This window comes from Acidovorax sp. NN32 (assembly GCF_057597245.1).
This window is the reverse complement of the sequence record NZ_CP199679.1, coordinates 1,801,046-1,819,680: the sequence shown is the minus strand read 5'-3', so window position 1 is coordinate 1,819,680 and position 18,635 is coordinate 1,801,046. Positions and strand designations below refer to the sequence as shown.

17 protein-coding genes are annotated in these 18,635 nt (G+C 63.7%); 12 read left to right on the top strand and 5 right to left on the bottom strand.

All coding sequences use genetic code 11. From position 1 onward, the window contains the following. Positions 1-202 precede the first annotated feature (202 nt). The 4 genes from acnB to ACT89O_RS08320 all read right to left on the bottom strand — a co-directional run bounded on the left by acnB (position 203) and on the right by ACT89O_RS08320 (position 5,646). Positions 203-2,788: a bifunctional aconitate hydratase 2/2-methylisocitrate dehydratase gene (gene acnB, locus ACT89O_RS08335; protein ID WP_055393150.1), complete on the bottom strand. Its 2,586-nt coding sequence runs from the start codon at positions 2,786-2,788 to the stop codon at positions 203-205. A 127-nt stretch (positions 2,789-2,915) separates the two neighbouring features. Then, on the bottom strand, positions 2,916-3,545 hold the full coding sequence (locus ACT89O_RS08330) for a hypothetical protein (RefSeq protein ID WP_121419460.1): 630 nt from the start codon (positions 3,543-3,545) through the stop codon (positions 2,916-2,918). A 32-nt stretch (positions 3,546-3,577) separates the two neighbouring features. Then, positions 3,578-4,645, bottom strand: coding sequence for an HpcH/HpaI aldolase/citrate lyase family protein (locus ACT89O_RS08325; protein ID WP_487262322.1), 1,068 nt, complete (start codon positions 4,643-4,645; stop codon positions 3,578-3,580). 14 nt (positions 4,646-4,659) lie between these two features. Then, the gene (locus ACT89O_RS08320) at positions 4,660-5,646 is read right to left on the bottom strand and encodes a malate dehydrogenase (protein WP_055393136.1); all 987 of its coding nucleotides are present in this window, start codon (positions 5,644-5,646) and stop codon (positions 4,660-4,662) included. A 215-nt stretch (positions 5,647-5,861) separates the two neighbouring features. Here ACT89O_RS08320 and ACT89O_RS08315 point away from each other — a divergent pair, with 215 nt between their 5' ends. From ACT89O_RS08315 to ACT89O_RS08265, 11 genes are all read left to right on the top strand, one after another. Continuing rightward, positions 5,862-6,650: a GntR family transcriptional regulator gene (locus tag ACT89O_RS08315; RefSeq protein ID WP_055393133.1), complete on the top strand. Its 789-nt coding sequence runs from the start codon at positions 5,862-5,864 to the stop codon at positions 6,648-6,650. A 133-nt stretch (positions 6,651-6,783) separates the two neighbouring features. Then, entirely contained in the window at positions 6,784-7,218 is a 435-nt protein-coding gene (sdhC, locus tag ACT89O_RS08310; protein WP_121419458.1) for a succinate dehydrogenase, cytochrome b556 subunit, read from the top strand. A 67-nt stretch (positions 7,219-7,285) separates the two neighbouring features. After that, positions 7,286-7,651 (top strand): succinate dehydrogenase, hydrophobic membrane anchor protein, encoded by a 366-nt coding sequence (gene sdhD, locus ACT89O_RS08305; RefSeq protein WP_055393129.1) that lies wholly within the window; start codon positions 7,286-7,288, stop codon positions 7,649-7,651. Positions 7,652-7,680: 29 nt separating this feature from the next. Then, positions 7,681-9,489, top strand: coding sequence for a succinate dehydrogenase flavoprotein subunit (gene sdhA, locus ACT89O_RS08300; RefSeq protein WP_055393127.1), 1,809 nt, complete (start codon positions 7,681-7,683; stop codon positions 9,487-9,489). A gap of 25 nt (positions 9,490-9,514) precedes the next feature. Continuing rightward, positions 9,515-10,219 (top strand): succinate dehydrogenase iron-sulfur subunit, encoded by a 705-nt coding sequence (locus ACT89O_RS08295; protein ID WP_055393124.1) that lies wholly within the window; start codon positions 9,515-9,517, stop codon positions 10,217-10,219. A gap of 18 nt (positions 10,220-10,237) precedes the next feature. Beyond that, positions 10,238-10,558, top strand: coding sequence for an FAD assembly factor SdhE (locus ACT89O_RS08290; RefSeq protein WP_055393121.1), 321 nt, complete (start codon positions 10,238-10,240; stop codon positions 10,556-10,558). A 78-nt stretch (positions 10,559-10,636) separates the two neighbouring features. After that, entirely contained in the window at positions 10,637-11,947 is a 1,311-nt protein-coding gene (locus tag ACT89O_RS08285; RefSeq protein WP_121419457.1) for a citrate synthase, read from the top strand. A 209-nt stretch (positions 11,948-12,156) separates the two neighbouring features. Then, entirely contained in the window at positions 12,157-12,423 is a 267-nt protein-coding gene (locus ACT89O_RS08280) for a metal/formaldehyde-sensitive transcriptional repressor (protein ID WP_055402789.1), read from the top strand. A gap of 35 nt (positions 12,424-12,458) precedes the next feature. Continuing rightward, the gene (locus ACT89O_RS08275; RefSeq protein ID WP_121419456.1) at positions 12,459-13,577 is read left to right on the top strand and encodes an S-(hydroxymethyl)glutathione dehydrogenase/class III alcohol dehydrogenase; all 1,119 of its coding nucleotides are present in this window, start codon (positions 12,459-12,461) and stop codon (positions 13,575-13,577) included. 211 nt (positions 13,578-13,788) lie between these two features. Next, complete coding sequence (fghA, locus tag ACT89O_RS08270; RefSeq protein ID WP_487262321.1) at positions 13,789-14,658, top strand: S-formylglutathione hydrolase; 870 nt, start codon at positions 13,789-13,791, stop codon at positions 14,656-14,658. Between the two features lie 35 nt (positions 14,659-14,693). Then, a complete protein-coding gene (locus tag ACT89O_RS08265) occupies positions 14,694-16,436 on the top strand; it encodes a phosphoethanolamine transferase (RefSeq protein ID WP_487262320.1) in 1,743 nt (580 codons plus the stop codon). Positions 16,437-16,496: 60 nt separating this feature from the next. On the opposite strand, the gene ACT89O_RS08260 is transcribed toward ACT89O_RS08265, so the two are convergent. Then, a complete protein-coding gene (locus ACT89O_RS08260; RefSeq protein ID WP_487262830.1) occupies positions 16,497-17,486 on the bottom strand; it encodes an NAD(P)H-quinone oxidoreductase in 990 nt (329 codons plus the stop codon). Positions 17,487-17,671: 185 nt separating this feature from the next. Here ACT89O_RS08260 and ACT89O_RS08255 point away from each other — a divergent pair, with 185 nt between their 5' ends. Then, complete coding sequence (locus ACT89O_RS08255) at positions 17,672-18,541, top strand: LysR family transcriptional regulator (protein WP_487262829.1); 870 nt, start codon at positions 17,672-17,674, stop codon at positions 18,539-18,541. Positions 18,542-18,635 lie beyond the last annotated feature (94 nt).

Genomic DNA, 18,635 nt, shown 5'->3' with positions numbered 1-18,635 from the left:
GATGTCCCCCCATTTCGTTTTGTTTTTATGGCTGGAGCATAGCGACGAAATCATGACATTTACATGACAAACACGCGTCCATTGCGTGACACGCCGTGGCATGGCTTGGCGATTGCGTGGTTTGCAACAAACATCCAGCGCCAAAAAAAAGCGGCTCCGAAGAGCCGCTTTTTGCTGGTCTATCCATCCCCGAGGGGAAGGATCAGGCGGTCACGCCGTCTGCCACTTCCTTGAACTCGGCGATCTGGTCGAAGTTCATGTACTTGTAGATCTTGTCGCCGTTCTGGTTGATGACGCCGATATCTGCCAGGTACTCTTCCTTGGAAGGAATGCGACCCAGCTTGGAGCAGATGGCCGAGAGCTCGGCCGAGCCCAGGTACACGTTGGTGTTCTTGCCCAGACGGTTGGGGAAGTTGCGGGTGCTGGTGGACATCACGGTAGCGCCTTCCTTCACCTGCGCCTGGTTGCCCATGCACAGCGAGCAGCCGGGCATTTCCATGCGGGCACCGGCCGCGCCGAACACGCCGTAGTGGCCTTCTTCGGTGAGCTGGTGCGCATCCATCTTCGTGGGCGGGGCCATCCACAGCTTGACGGGGATGTCCTTCTTGCCTTCGAGCAGCTTGGAGGCTGCACGGAAGTGGCCGATGTTGGTCATGCACGAGCCGATGAACACTTCGTCGATGGCAGCACCCGCCACGTCCGACAGCGTCTTGGCGTCGTCGGGGTCGTTGGGGCAGCAAACGATGGGCTCGGTAATTTCGGCCAGGTCGATCTCGATGACGGCCGCGTACTCGGCATCTTCATCAGGTGCCAGCAGCTGGGGGTTGGCCAGCCAGGCTTCCATGGCCTTGATACGGCGGCCGATGGTGCGTGCGTCGGCATAGCCCTGGGCGATCATGTTCTTGAGCAGCACGATGTTCGAGTTGATGTACTCGATCACGGGTTCCTTGTTCAGGCGCACCGTGCAGCCAGCGGCAGAGCGCTCGGCCGAGGCGTCAGACAGTTCGAACGCTTGCTCGACCTTCATGTCAGGCAGGCCTTCGATTTCCAGGATCCGGCCCGAGAAGATGTTCTTCTTGCCCTGCTTGGCCACTGTGAGCAGGCCTTGCTTGATGGCGTACAGCGGAATCGCGTGCACCAGGTCACGCAGCGTGACGCCGGGCTGCATCTGGCCCTTGAAGCGCACCAGCACCGACTCAGGCATGTCCAGCGGCATCACGCCCGTGGCTGCGGCGAACGCCACCAGGCCCGAACCTGCAGGGAAGCTGATGCCGATAGGGAAACGCGTATGCGAGTCGCCGCCCGTTCCCACGGTGTCGGGCAGCAGCATGCGGTTGAGCCAGCTGTGGATGATGCCGTCGCCAGGCTTGAGCGAGATGCCGCCGCGCGTGCTGATGAAGTCAGGCAGCTCGTGGTGCATCTTCACGTCCACGGGCTTGGGGTACGCAGCCGTGTGGCAGAAGGACTGCATCACCAGATCGGAGCTGAAGCCCAGGCAGGCCAGGTCCTTGAGTTCGTCGCGGGTCATGGGTCCGGTGGTGTCCTGCGAGCCCACCGAGGTCATGCGGGGTTCGCAGTAGGTGCCGGGCACCACACCCAGGCCTTCGGGCAGTCCGCAGGCGCGGCCGACCATCTTCTGGGCCAGCGTGAAACCCTTGCCGGTGGCGGCAGGCACTTGCGGCAGGCGGAACAGCGTGGAAGGCGGCAGGCCCAGGGCTTCGCGGGCCTTGGCAGTCAGGCCACGGCCAATGATCAGCGGAATGCGGCCACCGGCACGCACTTCGTCGAACAGGACTTCGCTCTTGACTTCGAATTCGGCAATCACGTTACCGTCCTTGAGCGCCTTGCCAGCGTAGGGCAGCAGTTCGATCTCGTCGCCCATGTGCATCTGGCTTACATCCAGTTCGATGGGCAGTGCACCAGCGTCTTCCATGGTGTTGTAGAAGATGGGCGCAATCTTGCTGCCCAGGCACACGCCGCCGAAGCGCTTGTTGGGCACGAAAGGGATGTCTTCGCCCGTGAACCACAGCACGCTGTTGGTGGCGGACTTGCGGCTCGAACCCGTGCCGACCACGTCGCCCACGTAGGCCACCAGGTTGCCACGCGCGCGCAGGTCTTCGATGAACTTCACCGGGCCGCGCTTGCCGTCTTCTTCGGGCGTGATGCCGTCGCGCTTGTTCTTGAGCATGGCCAACGCGTGCAGCGGGATGTCAGGGCGGCTCCACGCGTCAGGGGCGGGCGACAGGTCGTCGGTGTTGGTTTCGCCAGTGACCTTGAGCACGGTGAGCTTGATGCTCTGGGGCACTTCGGGGCGGCTGGTGAACCACTCGGCATCGGCCCAGCTCTGCAGCACGGCCTTGGCGAAGGTGTTGCCCTTGTCGGCCTTTTCCTTGACGTCATGGAACTGATCGAACATGAGCAGCGTCTTCTTGAGCGCTTCGGCGGCGACGGAGGCCACCGCAGCGTCGTCCAGCAGGTCGATCAGGGGGGTGAGGTTGTAGCCGCCCAGCATGGTGCCCAAAAGCTGCGTGGCGCGCTCACGGCCAATCAGCGTGCACACCTCCGTACCGTGCGCCACGGCAGCCAGGTAGCTGGCCTTGACCTTGGCGGCGTCGTCCACACCGGCAGGCACGCGGTGCGTGATCAGGTCCACCAGCGTGGCTTCTTCGCCCGCAGGAGGGTTCTTGAGCAGCTCGATCAGCTCGCCGGTCTGCTTGGCGGTCAGCGGCAGGGGCGGGATGCCGAGGGCGGCGCGCTCGGCCACGTGGTCACGGTAGGCTTTCAACATCATTTTTCTCCGGTTGCGTTCTAAAGTGGGGCGGCGTGCAGCGCGGCGGCGTTTTTCGATAGCCGGGGCGCCTGCATGCGCGGGGTCGTGCGGTTTTCTTCTCTGTGGCGCTGCGCTGGTGAAGGACTTACTTCAGGGGTTCCAGCACACTCACGGGCGGGTTTTTCTTGATGGCCTCGGCCACCACCACCTGCTGCGGGCTCATGCATTCGTCGGCCAGGCGTTGACCCAGCTTCTGGTTCATCAGCATGGACTTGTTGGCGATCTGCAGCCAGACGGCGCCACCCTTCTGGTCTTCCAGGCGCACCGTGCCCGTGGTGGTAGCGACCGGGGCCATGAAGTACTTGAAGCCCTTGCCTTCCACATGGAAGTGGCCTGGGCTCGCGGGCTCGGCGGTCACGGTGACAAAGGCACCGAGTTCGCAGGGAATGCGGCCCACGTGCACACGTTCGGCAATGGCCAGTTCTTCGGGGGACAGCGCGGCTTCGGCAGCAATGATGCCGGTGGCCACCTGGTTCGCCGCGCTCTTGAGCTGGCTGCGGCTGCTGGTGCCTTCGGTTTTGGCTACCGAAGATTTCTTGGCGGCAGGCGCCTTGTCCGCAGCCTTGGCAGACTTCGCATCGGGCTTGGCAGCGGGCTTTGCTGCAGGTTTGGCGGCAGCCTTGGTCTCGGGTTTGGCTTCGGTCTTGGCAGGGGTTTGCGCCAGGGCGAGGGCTGGAGCCAGCAGCATCAGGGCAGAGGCGATAAAGGATTTCATGGGAGGTCCTGCGTGGAAAAATTCAGGAATGTTCACAACGGAACGGAGGCCGACGCGCCAAACCAATGGCGCACGGCAAGAGGAAGTGTGCGCCCGGTACGGTGAGCGCGCTCCAGCACCTGCCAGTAAAAGCGATAGCTGGCGCGGTCGTGCAACGTGCCTTCAAAACTGATGGGAGCCCAATCAGAATCTACGGCAGCAGCTATTATTTTTGAAGCAACTTCGATGTCATCCTGCTGAGGCGCAAACGCCTGCAGGATGGATCGGATCTGTGCGGGATGGATGCTCCACATGCGGGTATAGCCCAGCTCGCGCGCGGCACGGCTGGCGGCGCCTTGCATGGCCACCGTATCGGCGAACTCCGTCACCACACAGTGCGATGGCACCTTGCCGTGGGCATGGCAGGCAGCGGCAATCTCCAGCTTGGCACGCACCACCAGTGGGTGCGAAAACTGCCCCACCGAAGTCATGCCATGCGCAGGGATGGCGCCACCATGGGCCGACACAAAATCCATGAGGCCAAAACTCAGGCTCTGCACGCGCGGGTGGGCTGCGATTTCAAAAGCACGGTGCACCGCAGTAGGGGATTCGATGAGGACATGGATCGGTACTGGGGCGGCAGAGGCTTTCTCCAGCGCCCGCTCCGCGGCCAGTACATCGTCCACAGATTCCACCTTGGGAACCATGATGTGGCTGAGCCGATGGCCTGCTTCGCCCGCTATCGTGGCGACATCGTTGGCGAATGCCGGGTGGTCCACCGCGTGGACCCGGGCGGCCACGCGGGCACCGGGTGCAGCGCCCAGGGCCAGACGGGCAACCAGCCGGGCGTGGTCGGCTTCAAGGCCGACGGGGGCGCCGTCTTCGCAATCGAGGGTGACATCAAAGACGCAGGTACCGAACTCCTGCGTCATCTCGGCCTGCAGCTGCAGGCTCTTGCGCATGCGCGCTTCGACGCCGCTGTAGTGGTCACAGACCGGCAGGAAGCCTGTCTGCGCCTGGGCGCCCAGCAACACATCGCGTGGATGGGATGGCGCAGCGCCCTGCCCCTGCGCGGGGACCCGGGCGGCCCGAAGGCCCGATGCCTGTGGCGTCGGCTGCATGGCGCTCACCTGGTTTACAGCAGGTGCTTGACGCCGTCTTGCTCGCCTTGCAGCTCAGCCAGCGTGATGTTGATGCGCTCTTGCGAGAACGCGTCGATTTCCAGACCTTCAACGATCTTGTACTCGCCGTTTTCGCACGTCACGGGGAAACCGAACATGGTGTCCTTGGGGATGCCGTACTGGCCGTCCGAAGGAATGCCCATGGTGACCCACTTGCCGTTGGTGCCCAGGGCCCAGTCACGCATGTGGTCGATGGCGGCGTTGGCAGCCGAAGCAGCCGACGACAGGCCACGCGCTTCGATAATGGCAGCGCCGCGCTTGCCCACGGTGGGCAGGAAAGTGTTGGCGTTCCATTCCTGGTCGTTGATCATCTTGGCGACGCTTTCACCGTTGATGGTCGCGAAGCGGTAGTCGGCGTACATCGTGGGCGAATGGTTGCCCCAGACGGTCAGCTTTTCGATGTCCGCCACGGCCTTGCCGGTCTTGGCAGCGATCTGGCTGGCAGCGCGGTTGTGGTCCAGGCGCAGCATGGCGGTGAAGTTCTTGCGTGGCAGGTCGGGGGCCGACTTCATGGCGATGTAGGCGTTGGTGTTGGCAGGGTTGCCTACGACCAGCACCTTCACGTTGCGCGAAGCCACGGCATTCAGGGCCTTGCCCTGTGCCGTGAAGATGGCGCCGTTGACAGCCAGCAGTTCGGCGCGTTCCATGCCCGGGCCGCGGGGGCGCGAACCGACCAACAGGGCGTAGTCGGCGTCCTTGAAAGCGGTCATGGGGTCGCTGTGGGCTTCCATGCCCACCAGCAGGGGGAACGCGCAATCGTCCAGTTCCATCATCACGCCCTTGAGCGCCTTCTGGGGGCCTTCGACAGGCACTTCGAGCAATTGCAGGATGACGGGCTGGTCCTTGCCCAGCATTTCGCCGGAGGCGATGCGGAACAGCAGGGCGTAACCAATTTGACCAGCGGCACCGGTGACGGCGACGCGAACAGGCTTCTTGCTCATGGTGAAAACTCCAGGGAAGTGAGGAAAACAGGTGTGAGTGCAACGCAAGCACCAGCGCCTGTTACCAGCAGCCCGTGCCCCGCAAAACAGCCTTGGAGTGTACCGCTGATTGGACACCTCGGTCAATTTGTCTTATGTCTTATATAAGATATGATTAACACCCTGACACAGCCCGCATATCACTTCGCGTGCGGCCCGCCCTTCTCCCGATCGCCATGTCCTCGCTTCCGCTCAACGCCGACAACCCTGCGCAGCCTTTGGCAGGCACGGGCTCTGCCACGCCCGCGTTCAGCCCCCTGTACCAGCAGATCAAAGGGCTCATCCTGCAAAGTCTGCAACAGGGCGAGTGGAAACCGGGCGAATCCATCCCCAGCGAGATGGAGCTGGCTGCACGCTTTCGCGTGAGTCAGGGCACGGTGCGCAAGGCCATTGACGAGCTGGCGGCCGAAAACCTCGTGATGCGGCGCCAGGGCAAGGGTACCTTTGTGGCCACCCATGCCGAGCAGCATGTGCAGTACCGTTTTCTCAAGCTCATGCCCGACACGGGTGACGTCCGCGTGGAGGGCCCTGCACAGCGCAAGGTGATCGATTGTCGGCGTGTGCGTGCCAGCGCTGACGTGGCGCGCGCACTGGCACTGCGCAGCGCCGATCCGGTGGTCCAGGCGCGGCGTGTCCTGTCATTCGCAGGCGTACCCACCATCCTGGAAGACATCTGGCTGCCCGGCCAGGCTTTCAAAGGGCTGACGGCCGAACAATTGGCCAACTACCAAGGCCCTACTTACGCCATGTTTGAACTCGACTTCGGCGTACGCATGGTACGTGCCGAGGAGAAAATACGTGCCGTACTGCCCGATGCCGACCAGGCGGCGATGCTGCAGATCCCACAGGCCACGCCGCTGCTGAGCGTGGAGCGCATCGCCTACACCTACAACGACGTTCCGATGGAGTTACGGCGCGGCCTGTACCTGACCGACACGCACCATTACCGTAACGAACTGAGCTGACACCACCCTGGCAACTGAGCGGAAACGTAGAACATTCGGGCTGGAGCAAACCCTTCTTGTTGCGTTGCAATAGAATTTTGCGTTCTTTGCATCTTCAAATTACAAAGCAGTTACATCCACGAAAGCACACAACATGACAGAACTCGCCAAAAAACGGCCTGAATTCCGCAACATCAATGCCTTCAAGGACCTGACCACCTACCGCATGACTCCTGCCGCGTGGGTTTCGATCCTGCACCGCGGCAGCGGGCTGATCATGTTCCTGCTGCTGCCCTTCATCATCTGGATGTTCGACACCTCGGTGTCGTCTGAAATCTCGTTCGCCCGGTTCTCGGCGGCTTTCAACATCGGCATTGGCTTCGTGCCCGGCTGGTTCATCAAACTGGTGGCCCTGGCACTGATCTGGGCCTACCTGCACCACTTCACCGCTGGCCTGCGCCACCTGTGGATGGATGTGAGCCACAGCGCCGTGAACAAGGAATTCGGCAAGTCCTCGGCCTTTGCCGTCCTGGCCATCAGCATCACGCTGACCCTGGTGCTGGGCGCCAAGCTTTTCGGCCTGTACTGATCGATCAACCCCAAAAAGCGGCGGCTGCTGCCAGGCAGTGCCCGCCGAAGAACGAGAGGAAATTCCCATGTCCGTCAATTACGGTTCCAAGCGCGTCGTCGTCGGCGCCCACTATGGCCTGCGCGACTGGCTCAGCCAGCGCGTCACGGCAGTCCTGATGGCCCTGTTCACCCTGGCACTGCTGGCCCAGGTGATCTTCTCCAAAGGCCCCATCGGCTACGACAAATGGGCCGGTATCTTCTCGGCCCAGTGGATGAAGGTGCTGACCTTCTCCGTGATCGTTGCACTGGCTTGGCACGCCTGGATCGGCCTGCGTGAAGTCTTGATGGACTACATCAAGCCCGTGGGCCTGCGCTTGGCACTGCAGGTGTTCAGCATCGTCTGGCTGGTCGGCTGTGCCGGCTGGGGTATCCAGGTTTTGTGGCGTCTCTGATTGATCCCCGCGACTGAAGGCAAAAAATAATGAGCTACACCAACGCTAACATCACCCGCCGCAAGTTCGATGTCGTCATCGTCGGCGCAGGCGGCTCCGGCATGCGTGCCGCGCTTGAACTCTCCCGCGCAGGCCTGAACGTGGCCTCGCTGTCCAAGGTTTTCCCCACCCGTTCGCACACCGTGGCTGCACAAGGCGGCGTAAGCGCATCGCTGGGCAACATGTCCGAAGACAACTGGCACTACCACTTCTACGACACCATCAAGGGCTCCGACTGGCTGGGCGACCAGGACGCCATCGAGTTCATGTGCCGCGAAGCACCCAAGGTGGTGTATGAGCTGGAACACTTCGGCATGCCGTTCGACCGCAACCCCGACGGCACCATCTACCAGCGCCCCTTTGGCGGCCACACCGCCAACTATGGCGAAAAGCCCGTGCAACGCGCCTGCGCCGCTGCCGACCGCACCGGCCACGCCATGCTGCACACGCTGTACCAGCAGAACGTGAAGGCCAAGACCAACTTCTTCGTCGAATGGATGGCGCTGGACCTGGTCCGCGACGCCGACGGCGACGTGGTGGGCGTAACCGCCCTGGAAATGGAAACCGGCGACCTGTACATCCTGGAAGCCAAGACCGTGCTGCTGGCCACCGGCGGTGCAGGTCGCATCTTTGCGGCATCGACCAACGCCTTCATCAACACCGGTGACGGCCTGGGCATGGCGGCACGTGCCGGCATTGCGCTGCAGGACATGGAGTTCTGGCAGTTCCACCCCACCGGCGTGGCCGGCGCCGGCGTGCTGCTGACCGAAGGCTGCCGTGGCGAAGGCGCTATTTTGCTCAACAGCAACGGCGAGCGCTTCATGGAGCGTTATGCGCCCACCATGAAGGACCTGGCCCCGCGCGACTTCGTGTCCCGCTGCATGGACCAGGAAATCAAGGAAGGTCGCGGCTGCGGTCCCAACAAGGACTACATCCTGCTCAAGCTCGACCACCTGGGTGCAGACACCATCCATAAGCGCCTGCCTTCGGTGTACGAAATCGGCGTCAACTTCGCCAACGTGGACATCACCAAGGAACCTATTCCTGTGGTGCCCACCATCCACTACCAGATGGGTGGCGTGCCTACCAACATCAACGGCCAGGTGGTTGCACAAGCCAACGGCATCAACAACGAAGTGGTCAACGGCCTGTACGCCGTGGGCGAATGCGCCTGCGTGTCGGTGCACGGCGCCAACCGCCTGGGTACCAACTCGCTGCTGGACCTGCTGGTGTTCGGCAAGGCCGCTGGCCGCCACATCGTCGAGTTCAACAACAAGAACAAGGAGCACAAGCCCCTGCCCAAGGATGCGGCCGACCGCACCTTGGAGCGCTTGAACCAGCTCGACAAGTCGAACGAAGGCATCTACGCGCAAAACCTGGCAGGCGACATCCGCTCCACCATGCAGCAGCATGCCGGCGTGTTCCGCACCCAGGCCAGCATGGACGAAGGCGTCAAGAAGATCGCCGAGATCCGCAGCCGCGTGGCCAACGTGACGCTGAAGGACAAGTCCAAGGTGTTCAACACCGCCCGCATCGAAGCGCTCGAAGTGGACAACCTGATCGAAGTGGCGCAGGCCACCATGGTGTCGGCCGCCGCCCGCAAGGAATGCCGTGGCGCCCACACCGTGTACGACTACGAGCACCCAGCCGACCACGCCGAGTTCCCCCTGGGCCGCAATGACCAGGAGTGGATGAAGCACACCCTGTGGTACAGCGAAGGCAACCGCCTCGCCTACAAGCCGGTCAACCTCAAGCCCCTGACGGTGGACAGCGTGCCCCCCAAGGTCCGTACGTTCTAAACAGTAGCCCCACGAGAGAAGAACCATGCAAAAGCGCACATTCCAAATCTACCGCTACGACCCGGACAAGGACGCCAAGCCTTACATGCAGACCATCGAGATCGAACTCGACGGCCATGAACGCATGCTGCTGGACGCCCTGATGAAGCTCAAGGAGCAGGACCCCACGCTGTCGTTCCGCCGTTCGTGCCGTGAAGGCGTCTGTGGCTCCGACGCGATGAACATCAATGGCAAGAACGGCCTGGCGTGCCTGACGAACATGAATACCCTGAAGGGCACGATTGTTCTCAAGCCCCTGCCCGGCCTGCCAGTGATCCGCGACCTGATCGTGGACATGACGCAGTTCTTCAAGCAGTACAACTCGATCAAGCCCTACCTGATCAACGAGCAGATTCCACCCGACCGCGAGCGCCTGCAGTCTCCCGAAGAGCGCGAAGAGCTCAACGGCCTGTACGAGTGCATCCTGTGTGCCAGTTGCTCCACGAGCTGCCCCAGCTTCTGGTGGAACCCCGACAAGTTCGTGGGCCCTGCCGGACTGCTGCAGGCCTACCGCTTCATCGCCGACAGCCGCGATGACGCCACCGGCCAGCGCCTCGATAACCTCGAAGACCCGTACCGCCTGTTCCGTTGCCACACCATCATGAACTGCGTGGACGTGTGCCCCAAGGGCCTGAACCCCACGAAGGCCATCGGCAAGATCAAGGAACTGATGGTGCGTCGCGCCATCTGACCGGGGCCCAGGACCGCCATGGGTGCAACCGCCACCACCGCCCCCTCAGCAGCCTCGCCGCTGCTGACGGAACGCGAACTCAGCAAGCTGCACTGGCGCTGCCGGCGCGGCCTGCTGGAAAACGATCTGTTCATCGAACAGTTCTTCACCCGTTTCGAGCCTGAGCTGAACCAGCGCCACGCCCAGGGCCTTGCGGCCCTGATGGACCTCGCCGACAACGACCTCCTGGACCTGCTGCTTTGCCGCAAGGAACCCAGTGAGACGCTGGATGCGCCCGAGGTGCATGAAGTGCTGGGCATGCTGCGGGAAAGCGGCGGCACCCCCGTGCTGGGCACCTGACGAGCGGGTTTTCTCGCTCTGAAAAGATCCCAGCCCCACCAGACCGGATGATCATCGGCAAACCTAAGGAAAGTAACAATGAAGCTAGCTGACAACAAAGCCACCCTGTCGTTCAGTAACGGCGGTCCCAGCGTGGACCTGCCGGTCTACCAGGGCACCATTGGCCCGGATGTCATCGACATCCGCAAGCTGTATGCGCAGACGGGCATGTTCACCTATGACCCAGGCTTCCTGTCAACGGCAGCCACCCAGTCGGCCATCACTTACATTGACGGCGACAAGGGCGAACTGCTGTACCGCGGCTACCCCATTGAGCAGCTGGCTGAAAACTGCGACTTCCTGGAAACCTGCCACCTGCTGCTGTACGGTGACCTGCCCAACGCAGCGCAGAAGACCGACTTCACGAGCCGCGTGACCAACCACACCATGGTCAACGAGCAGATGCAGTTCTTCCTGCGTGGCTTCCGCCGTGACGCGCACCCCATGGCCGTACTGACCGGCCTGGTGGGCGCCCTGTCGGCCTTCTACCACGACAGCACGGACATCAACAATCCGCAGCACCGTGAGATCGCCGCCATCCGCCTGATCGCCAAGATGCCCACGCTGGTCGCCATGGCCTACAAGTACGGCATGGGCCAGCCCTACATGTACCCACAGAACAACCTCTCGTACGCCGGCAACTTCCTGCGCATGATGTTCGGTACGCCCTGCGAAGAGTACAAGGTCAACCCCGTGCTGGAACGCGCGCTCGACCGCATCTTCATCCTGCACGCAGACCACGAGCAGAACGCTTCGACCTCCACCGTGCGCCTGTGCGGCTCGTCGGGCACCAACCCGTTTGCGGCTATCGCGGCGGGCGTGGCCTGCCTGTGGGGCCCTGCCCACGGCGGCGCCAACGAAGCAGCACTGAACATGCTGTACGACATCCAGGCCCAAGGCGGCGTGGAAAAGATCGGCGACTTCATCAAGCAGGTCAAGGACAAGAACTCCGGCGTCAAGCTCATGGGCTTTGGCCACCGCGTGTACAAGAACTACGACCCCCGCGCCAAGCTCATGCAAGAGACTTGCAATGAAGTGCTGGCCGAGCTGGGCCTTGAAAACGACCCGCTGTTCAAGCTGGCCAAGGAACTGGAAAAGATCGCCCTGGAAGACGACTACTTCGTGCAGCGCAAGCTCTACCCGAACGTGGACTTCTACTCCGGCATCGTGCAGCGCGCCATCGGCATTCCTGTGAACCTGTTCACCGGCATCTTCAGCCTGGCCCGCACCGTGGGCTGGATCGCCCAGCTCAACGAAATGATCGGCGACCCCGAGTACAAGATCGGCCGCCCCCGCCAGCTGTTCACCGGCTCCGAGCGCCGCGACGTGCCACCACTGGCCAAGCGTTGACCGGTACGGCGCCCCGCGCGCCGTCCACCCCCTCCCGAAGCCCGCAGGCAGTGCCTGCGGGCTTTTTTCATGGGCGCCCCACACAGGCCAAGCCGTGCCGGATGCACATACTCCCCCCTAGTTAAAAGGCTTTTTGACGACCTAGCGCACGACCAGTATGGGGCTATCTTTTATACTGCTACCCAGTACAAAGGCAGCCCCCGCAACCCATGCCCCACACCCCCGAAGACAAGCAACGCGCCATCACCCGACTGCGCCGCATCAAGGGCCAGGCCGAGGCGCTGGAACGCGCGGTGGAGGCGGGCAGCGACTGTGCCCCCATCCTGCAGCAGCTGGCGGCCATGCGGGGCGCCGTGCACGGACTGATGGCCGACCTGCTCGACAGCCATGTGCGCGAGACGCTGGCGGAAAAACCAGCACCGTCGCAGCAGGCCATTGACGAAACACTGGCGTTGCTTCGCTCCTACCTCAAATAGACCGTCCCCATCCGATTGACCGAAAGGAACACCCCATGAAATCCCGTGCCGCCGTCGCCTTCAAAGCCGGAGAACCCCTGCAGATCGTCGAGATCGACGTAGCCCCGCCCAAAAAGGGCGAAGTGCTCATCAAGATCACCGACACCGGTGTGTGCCACACCGACGCCTTCACCCTGAGCGGTGACGACCCCGAAGGACTGTTCCCCGTGGTGCTGGGCCATGAAGGCGCTGGCATCGTGGTGGAGGTGGGCGAAGGCGTGACCAGCGTGAAGCCGGGCGATCACGTGATCCCGCTCTACACCGCCGAATGTGGGGAGTGCCTGTTCTGCAAGAGCGGCAAGACCAACCTGTGCGTGAGCGTGCGCGCCACACAGGGTAAGGGTGTGATGCCCGACGGCACCACGCGCTTCAGCTACAACGGCCAGCCCATCTACCACTACATGGGCTGCAGCACCTTCAGCGAATACACCGTGGTGGCCGAGGTGTCGCTCGCCAAGGTCAACTCCAACGCCAACCCCGAGCAGGTCTGCCTGCTGGGCTGCGGCGTGACCACGGGCCTGGGCGCCGTCAAGAACACCGCAAAGGTGCAAGAGGGCGATACGGTCGCCGTGTTCGGCCTGGGCGGCATCGGCCTGGCGGTCATTCAAGGCGCCAAGCTGGCCAAGGCTGGGCGCATCATCGCCGTGGACACCAACCCCTCCAAGTTCGATCTGGCCCGCACCTTTGGCGCCACCGACTGCGTGAACCCCAAGGACCATGACAAGCCTATCCAGCAAGTCATTGTGGAGATGACGACCTGGGGCGTGGACCACAGCTTTGAGTGCATTGGCAACGTCAACGTGATGCGCGCCGCCCTCGAATGCGCGCACCGCGGCTGGGGCCAGTCGGTCATCATCGGCGTGGCGGGCGCGGGACAAGAGATCAGCACCCGCCCCTTCCAGCTCGTCACCGGCCGCAAGTGGATGGGCACGGCATTTGGCGGCGTCAAGGGCCGCAGCGAGTTGCCCGGCATGGTCGAAGACGCGATGGCGGGCAAGATCCAGCTCGCGCCGTTTGTCACGCACACCATGGGCCTCAAGGACATCAACGAAGCGTTTGATTTGATGCACGAAGGCAAGTCGATACGCTCCGTCGTTAAATACGCAGTGGCCTGAGCCCTGCAGAGCAGCCAGCGTTTGAGACGCCCGAACGCCCCGTTACCCGTTCGGGCTGAGCCTGTCGAAGCCATGGCACGCCTTACCACCAACCCTTCGACAGGCTCAGGGCAAACGGGCTCGGTCTAAGGTCAATTTTTAATTCAAGCAAAAAAGACCTCCAGCGCTTATCCATCAAGCGCTAGCAGCTATTATTTTCAGAGCATCCACCATGACCACCTCCCTGGAACTCCTCAGCACCCACGCCTGCTTTGGCGGCGAGCAGCGCTTCTACCAGCACGCCTCCTCCGAGATCGGGCTGCCCATGAAGTTCTCGGTGTTCCTTCCCCCGCAAGCGCAGCAAGGGCCCGTGCCCGCCCTGCTCTTCCTGGCGGGGCTGACCTGCACCGAAGAGACCTTCATGGTCAAGGCCGGCGCCCAGCGCCTGGCCGCCGAGCTGGGCCTGGCCCTCATTGCGCCCGACACCAGCCCGCGTGGCGCCAACGTGCCGGGCGAGGCCGACAGCTGGGACTTTGGGGTGGGCGCAGGCTTTTATCTGGACGCCACGCAGGCGCCGTGGCGCACCCACTGGCGCATGGAGAGCTACCTCCTGAAAGAGCTGCTGCCGCTGGTCTCAGCCCAGTTGCCCATCGACGGCACCCGCCTGGGCATCACCGGCCACTCGATGGGCGGGCATGGCGCGCTCACGCTGGCGCTGCGCCATCCGGGCCGTTTCCAGAGCCTGTCGGCCTTTGCCCCCATCTGCGCGCCCACCCAGTGCCCATGGGGTGAGAAAGCCTTCACGGGCTACCTGGGCGCAGACCGCACGGGCTGGATCGAGCACGACGCCACGGTGCTCATGCAGCACCAGCCGGTCGCGCCTTACCCTGCGGGCATCCTCATCGACCAAGGCCTGTCCGACAAGTTTCTGGCCGACCAACTGCACCCACACCTGTTCGAAGCTGCGTGCCAGGCCATCGGCCAGCCGCTCAGCCTGCGCCGCCACGCGGGCTACGACCACGGCTACTACTTCATTCAAACCTTCATGGCCGACCACCTGGCGCACCACGCCAGAAACCTGCTGCCGCAGTCCGAACGTTAATGCGGCCTTAAGCCTCGGGCGCCACAGTGCGCCCCATGCCTTTGATACTGCAGCGCCTGCTGCTTCCCCACCTGGCCACGGGCACCGCGCCCCGGCCCGTTTCCACCGCAACACGCCACCTGCACCCCGCCTGGGTGGTGGTGCTCATCAGCACCTGGCTGGCCACGGCCTGCAATGTGCCGCTGTGGCGCGAGGTGGCGCAGTTGCCGGGCCAGGGCAGCCTGCGCGGCTGGGGCTTTGCCATCGCGTTTGCGCTCATCGTGGCAGCGGGCAATGCCGCACTGCTGAGCCTGCTGGCCTGGCGCTGGACGCTCAAGCCCGCCGCCTCCGTGCTGGTGGTGATGGCTGCGTTTGGCGCGTATTTCATGCTGGCCTACGGCGTGGCCATTGACGCCAGCATGCTCACCAACGTGCTGCAAACCGACGTCAAAGAGGCGGGCGACCTGCTCAACTGGCGCATGCTGGCCACCGTGCTGGCGCTGGCCGTGCCACCGCTGTGGTGGCTGCTGCGCCGCCCCGTGTTGCGGCTGAGCACCCTGCGCCACGTGGCACACAACGGGCTGCTGCTGGCGGGCGCCATCGCCCTCATCGTGGTGTGCCTGCTGCTGGTGTTCCAGGACTTTGCATCGACCATGCGCAACCACACCAAGCTGCGCTACCTGATCAACCCGCTCAACAGCGTGTACGCGCTGGGCAACATCGCCACCAAGCCCCTGCGCATGGACACCAGCAAGCTGCTGCCCCTGGGGCGCGATGCACAGCTGGGCGCCAGCTATGCGGGCCAGGCCAAACCCCCGCTGCTGGTGCTGGTGCTGGGCGAAACCGGCCGCAGCGGCAACTTCGGCATCAACGGCTATGAGCGCAACACCACACCGCTGCTCGCGGCCCGCACAGACCTCGTCAGCGCCCGCAATGCGTGGTCGTGCGGCACCAGCACCGCAGCATCGGTGCCCTGCATGTTCTCGCACCTGGGCCGCACGGGCTATGAAGCGCGCGCTGCCAACTTTGAAAGCCTCATTGACGTGCTGCACCACGCAGGCCTGGCCGTGCTGTGGGTGGACAACCAGTCCGGCTGCAAAGGCGTGTGCGACCGCATTGGCGAGACCCTCACCAACGCGCCAAAAAGCCCGACGCCCGACCCCGCCCTGTGCCCCGGCGGCGAGTGCCTGGACCGCGTGATGCTGCAAGACCTGGACACCCGCATCGCCGCCCTGCCCGCAGAACAGCGCCAGCGCGGCACCGTGGTCGTGCTGCACCAGATGGGCAGCCACGGCCCCGCGTACTACAAACGCTCGGCGCCCGACAACAAGAAGTTTGGCCCCGAATGCACATCCACTTCCCTGCAGGAGTGTGAGCGCCAGCAGGTCGTCAACGCGTATGACAACAGCGTCGTGGAGACGGACTTTTTCCTCGATTCAGTGCTCAAATGGCTCACAGCGCAGGATAGCAAAGCGCAAACAGCTATGATTTATGTAGCGGACCATGGCGAATCACTGGGCGAGAACAACCTCTACCTGCACGGCCTGCCCTACTCCATTGCGCCCGACGTGCAAAAGCATGTGCCGTGGATCACCTGGCTCTCGCCCGCCATGGAGGCGCGCACCCAGGTCGCCACCGGCTGCCTGCAGCACGAGCTGGCCGAGCGGCGCATCACCCACGACAACTACTTTCACTCGGTGCTGGGGCTGATGGATGTGAAGACCGGGGCGTACAGCGCGGGGCTGGACATGTTTGCAGGTTGCCGACAGGCGGCGGGGGCGGCCAGAGCGGCGGGCTGACGCGGAGTCGGGCCTGCCCGGGCGCCATGCCCCAACCGCAACAATGAACTTCTGCGCGCCTCACGCCGCCCCTGGCAGCAGCAGAATCTTGCCGACGTTGACGCCAGATTCCATGCGACTGTGGGCCTGCGCGGCATCTGCCAACGGGTAGGTGCTGTCAATCACCGGCCAGATCGCACCGGCCGCCAGCGCAGGCAGCCACCGCTCGGCAAAGCGCTGCACCATGGCCTGCTTGACCTCGGGCGGGCGCGACTTCATCACCGTGCCAAAGATCTGCAGATGGCGGTACAGAACGGCGTCCATCGGCAACGTGGCGCCTTGCGCGCCACCCAGCAAGCCCACGGCCACCATGCGCCCGCCCACGGCCAACGACCGCACGTTGCGCTCCAGGTATGGCGCACCAATGAAGTCGATCACCACGTCCACACCTTTGCCGTCCGTTGCCTGCGCCACCACGGCCGCAAAGTCCTCGCTGCGGTAATCAATGAACACATCCGCGCCAAAGCCCAGCACTGCTTCGCGCTTGTCACCGCTTGCTGTGCCAAACACCCGTGCGCCCGCCGCTTTCGCCAGTTGCACCGCCGCCGAGCCCACGCCGCCTGCGGCTGCGTGGATCAGCACCGACTCGCCCGCCTGCAGGTTGGCCAGGTGGAACAGCGCCTCGTGTGCAGTCACAAACACCTCTGCCACCGCACCCGCTGCCACCAGGCCCAGGCCGTCCGGCACATGCATGGCCATGCGGTGGTCGATGCGCGACAGCTCGGCGTAGGCCCCGCCGCCCACAATGCCCATCACACGGTCGCCCACGGCAAAGCCGCGCACCAGCGGGCCCACCGCGACCACCGTGCCCGCGATCTCCAGCCCCATGGTGTCCGCATCGCCAAAGTAGGCGCGACCGTAAGCCCCCTTGCGGTGCAACAGATCAGCGCGGTTCACGCCGATGGAGGCGTTGCGCACCAACAGGTCATGCGGACGCGCCTCGGGGGTCGGGACCTCACGGGCCACCAGCACCTCAGGCCCACCGAAGTCGTCGAACACGATGGCCTGCATGGTGGGTGGTACGGCGGTCTGCACAGTGGCGGTATGTTGTTCACTCAAAGCGGTGGGCATGGGTTGCAGTCCTCAAAAATATCATTCAGGCCTGCAAGGTTACAGCGCCAACGCACAATTCAAACGCAGCAATTTCGCTCTGTAGTGATGCAAAATTGCATCACTCCCACCCGATGAATACCACCATGAACTGGGACGACACCCGCGTCTTTCTCGCGCTGACAAGAGCCCCCTCCTTGCGCGCCGCCGCGCGCAGCCTGGGCATCGACCAGGCCACCGTGGGGCGGCGGCTGAATGCACTGGAGGCCGAGCTGGGCGCCAAGCTGTTCCTGCGTGCCAAAGATGGATACCTGCTCACGCCGGCAGGCGAAACGGCCCTGGCAGCCGCCCGCCGCATGGAAAGCGCAGCCCTCGACTTGCGCACCAAAATCGAAGGCCAGGACGAAAACCCCGGCGGCATCGTGCGCGTCACCAGTACCGACTCCATCGCCATCGACCTGCTGCTGCCCGCCGTCGAGCGCCTGCAGCGGCGCTGGCCCCACATCCGTGTGGACCTGGAGGTCTCCACCCAGTTGCTCAGCCTCAGCCGCAGGCAGGTGGACATAGCGTTTCGCAACGTCCGCCCGGAGACGCCCGACCTGGTCGTGCGCCGCGTGGTGTCATGGCCGGTGGGCCTGTTTGCCAGCGCGGGCTATATCGAGCACTTTGGCGAACCCGTGCCCGACGACGAGCTGCGGGGCCACCACCTGGTGGCCTATGGCCCCTACCTGGAGCACAGCCCGTTTCTGACCATGGCCGGTGTGCCCGCCCGCCAAGCCCGCATCGCCATGGCCGTGCGCTCCAGCCTGCTGGTGCGCAAGGCGGTGGCAGCGGGCATTGGCCTGGGTGAAATGCCGGTGTGGATGGGCGATCGCGAAGGCCTGGTCCGCATCTGGCCCCAACGCCGCCGCGCCACCGATTACGAGGTCTGGCAAGTCATGCACCCCGACCTGCAGCGCACCGCACGCGTCCGCGCCACGGCAGAGTTTCTGTCGGAGGCATTTGGTCAGGCGTAGCGGCAAACGGCATGCTGCTTGGCGCTGCCTTCGCAACCAAGGCATCAGCAAACCTGAACTGGCCGACCGACCGAAGAAGCAACCCATTCATCAG

What these genes read in the sequence shown, in the direction of transcription:
- acnB (WP_055393150.1), bottom strand. Translation starts at nt 2,788, where the DNA reads ATGTTGAAAGCCTACCGTGACCACGTGGCCGAGCGCGCCGCCCTCGGC.
- ACT89O_RS08330 (WP_121419460.1), bottom strand. Translation starts at nt 3,545, where the DNA reads ATGAAATCCTTTATCGCCTCTGCCCTGATGCTGCTGGCTCCAGCCCTC.
- ACT89O_RS08325 (WP_487262322.1), bottom strand. Translation starts at nt 4,645, where the DNA reads ATGCAGCCGACGCCACAGGCATCGGGCCTTCGGGCCGCCCGGGTCCCC.
- ACT89O_RS08320 (WP_055393136.1), bottom strand. Translation starts at nt 5,646, where the DNA reads ATGAGCAAGAAGCCTGTTCGCGTCGCCGTCACCGGTGCCGCTGGTCAA.
- ACT89O_RS08315 (WP_055393133.1), top strand. Translation starts at nt 5,862, where the DNA reads ATGTCCTCGCTTCCGCTCAACGCCGACAACCCTGCGCAGCCTTTGGCA.
- sdhC (WP_121419458.1), top strand. Translation starts at nt 6,784, where the DNA reads ATGACAGAACTCGCCAAAAAACGGCCTGAATTCCGCAACATCAATGCC.
- sdhD (WP_055393129.1), top strand. Translation starts at nt 7,286, where the DNA reads ATGTCCGTCAATTACGGTTCCAAGCGCGTCGTCGTCGGCGCCCACTAT.
- sdhA (WP_055393127.1), top strand. Translation starts at nt 7,681, where the DNA reads ATGAGCTACACCAACGCTAACATCACCCGCCGCAAGTTCGATGTCGTC.
- ACT89O_RS08295 (WP_055393124.1), top strand. Translation starts at nt 9,515, where the DNA reads ATGCAAAAGCGCACATTCCAAATCTACCGCTACGACCCGGACAAGGAC.
- ACT89O_RS08290 (WP_055393121.1), top strand. Translation starts at nt 10,238, where the DNA reads ATGGGTGCAACCGCCACCACCGCCCCCTCAGCAGCCTCGCCGCTGCTG.
- ACT89O_RS08285 (WP_121419457.1), top strand. Translation starts at nt 10,637, where the DNA reads ATGAAGCTAGCTGACAACAAAGCCACCCTGTCGTTCAGTAACGGCGGT.
- ACT89O_RS08280 (WP_055402789.1), top strand. Translation starts at nt 12,157, where the DNA reads ATGCCCCACACCCCCGAAGACAAGCAACGCGCCATCACCCGACTGCGC.
- ACT89O_RS08275 (WP_121419456.1), top strand. Translation starts at nt 12,459, where the DNA reads ATGAAATCCCGTGCCGCCGTCGCCTTCAAAGCCGGAGAACCCCTGCAG.
- fghA (WP_487262321.1), top strand. Translation starts at nt 13,789, where the DNA reads ATGACCACCTCCCTGGAACTCCTCAGCACCCACGCCTGCTTTGGCGGC.
- ACT89O_RS08265 (WP_487262320.1), top strand. Translation starts at nt 14,694, where the DNA reads ATGCCTTTGATACTGCAGCGCCTGCTGCTTCCCCACCTGGCCACGGGC.
- ACT89O_RS08260 (WP_487262830.1), bottom strand. Translation starts at nt 17,486, where the DNA reads ATGCAGGCCATCGTGTTCGACGACTTCGGTGGGCCTGAGGTGCTGGTG.
- ACT89O_RS08255 (WP_487262829.1), top strand. Translation starts at nt 17,672, where the DNA reads ATGAACTGGGACGACACCCGCGTCTTTCTCGCGCTGACAAGAGCCCCC.